Here is a 1,878-nt window from a genome sequence, read left to right as displayed (position 1 = left end):
GCGCGGTGGCCGACCGGTCCAGCGCGTCCGGCACCGACCTCGGCATGAACCGGCGTCCGGTCTGGTGGCGAGTGGTCGGCACGCTCCAGTGGCTGGTCACCCTCGCCGCGGTGGCCGGGCTGGCCTGGCTCGCGCTCGGCTACGGCCTGCGCGCGCTCGGGCTGCCCCCGCTGGAGTACCCGAAGGTCGGCGAGGCCCCGCTGCCCACGCTGCTGCTCCTCGGCGGCCTGCTCGCCGGGCTGCTGGTGGCGGCGCTGGCCAGGCCGGTCCTCCGGTGGGCCGCCCGCCGGGCCCGGTACCGAGCGGAGAACCGGCTCACCGGCTCGGTGGCGGCCGTCGGCGACGAGTACGTGCTGGTCCCGGTGCGGGCCGTGCTGGGCCGGTACACCCAGGCGCGCGACGCGCTCCGCGACGCGGGTCGCTGACCCCGCCGGCCGGACGACCCGCCGACGGGGTGGGGCCCGCTCGCCGTGTCGGGGCCGGCCGGGCGGCGTAGGGTCGGTGCATGGCCACGCCACAGACCCCCTACGAGGCGGTACTCCACGCCGCCCGCGACGTGACGAGGCTGGACAGCGCCCTCGACGCGGAGATGCTCGGCGCCGCGCTGCTCGGCAGCGTCTACGCGGTGGCGGAGACCGACCGGGACATCGCCGTGCGGGAGTTCGTCACCGGCTTCCTCGCCGCCACCTCCCGTCGGCGCAGCGCCGCCGCGACCACCATCCGGGCAGTCTTCGCCGCCCTGGTGCCGGACGCCGAGGGCGCCGGCCGGGTCCGCCCCGGTGCGCAGGCCCCGGCCTGGTCGGGCCAGCTCGGGCGGGTCCACCTCACCGGCACCTGGGCCTACGGCGACGTGTACGGCGACCAGACCTCCTACCTGGCCACCTTCGCGTACGACGACGAAGAGGGTGGGCCCGAGCACGCGCTGGTGGCGCTGGTCGACCACAACATCGGCATCACCAAGGACGTCTTCGTCGGCGGCCCGGCCCAGCGGATCGTGGAGCAGGCCCGGCAGATCTGCACCGAGGACGAGCTGACCTGGTTCCGCACCGAGGACCCGGCCCGGATGCACGCGGAGGTGAGCCGCCACCTGGCCGTCACCGACGACCTCAGCGAGCTGCCGGCCAAGGGTTCGCTGGCCACCGACCGGGCGCTGGTCGGCGCCCGGCTGGCCGTCCTGCCCGGCCCGGCCGCAGCACCCGGCATCGTGGTGACCGAGCCGCTCAGCGGTGACCAGCGGAGCGTCCTGCTCCGGGGCTTCCTCAACTCACCCGAGGCCGCCCGGTTCGGCCTGGACGCGGTGGACGGCCCGGAGCTGGCCTCGCTGCACTTCTGCCTCGGTCTGCTGCTCGACCACGCGGACAGCTTCGCGGACGCCGATCCGACGCGGTGGAGCCCGATGGTGGCCGAGCTGTTCCTACTGGACTGGGTGCACCGCCGGGCCGTGCTGGACATGGACGACGCCGCCATGCTGCCCCGGGTGCTGCGCGCCTGGGCGGCGTACGCGGCCCGGCAGCGGGGGCTGCCGGAGGCGGCGGCACGCCTGACCGACGAGGCGATCGAGGAGATGGTGCCCGAGTTCGCCCGGCTCTACAGCACCGGCGAGCGGCGCAGCCCCGCCACGGCGGCGGTCGCCCAGCTCATGGCGGACGGCGTCGATCCGGACGACCCGGCCGCGCTGGACGCGTGGATCGAGGCCAACCGCCACCGGCTCAGCGACGACAACGCCTGACCGTCCCGGTCACGGCTCGACGGCCCACGGCCGGGGAGCCGGCGAAATCGGGATGCCGACCGGTGCGGCGGCGTCCGCTGCGCCGGCGGGCGCCGGGACCATCGGCGCCGGAGGCGCGGCGGGGCCGGACGGTGGCGCGGGCGGTGGGC

At 76.6% G+C, this 1,878-nt stretch carries 1 protein-coding gene and 1 pseudogene; both read left to right on the top strand.

Annotation, left to right across the window (positions count from 1 at the left end):
• Positions 1-425 (top strand): annotated as a pseudogene (locus tag DKL51_RS31645) (ABC transporter); the annotation flags it as partial.
• Positions 426-505: 80 nt separating this feature from the next.
• A complete protein-coding gene (locus DKL51_RS31640) occupies positions 506-1,729 on the top strand; it encodes a hypothetical protein (protein ID WP_109947943.1) in 1,224 nt (407 codons plus the stop codon).
• The last annotated feature ends 149 nt before the right edge of the window (positions 1,730-1,878 follow it).

This window comes from Micromonospora globispora, assembly GCF_003857015.1.
Classification (GTDB): Bacteria; Actinomycetota; Actinomycetes; order Mycobacteriales; family Micromonosporaceae; genus Micromonospora; species Micromonospora globispora.
Note: the sequence above shows the minus strand (reverse complement) of the source record. Positions and strands in the feature narration are given on the sequence as shown.